The 346-nt window shown below is 25.1% G+C and carries 1 pseudogene (cut by a window edge); it reads right to left on the minus strand.

The window, feature by feature from the left end:
• Positions 1-196 precede the first annotated feature (196 nt).
• A pseudogene (locus LUA84_RS05075) lies at positions 197-346 on the minus strand (hypothetical protein) (its annotated part continues 81 nt past the right edge of the window); the annotation flags it as partial.

Here is a 346-nt window from a genome sequence, read left to right on the forward strand (position 1 = left end):
TTTCCATTGCCCCAGCAGCAAAATCTGGTATGGCAATTAAATCCAATTTTTGCATAATGGATATTCTATTGAAGAATATTTTTCATAATATTCTAATACTTTTTTTGCCCAATCTAAAGCATTTTCTCCATCCTTAGCTTTACCAATATCAGTAACAATTCTTATTTTCTTATTTTCATATTTATCTTCTAGATAATCAAAAATTTCCTATTCCCAAATATAATAAATATGTAGACATTGGTGGAGTTTTCTTAAATTTTACAATTTTATAATCTTCATTTGTTTCTTCATTTTCTATTTCTGTATTTGATATTACATCATAATCTTTATCTACCTTTACTTCTAA

This window comes from Candidatus Nanopusillus massiliensis, from assembly GCF_920984865.1.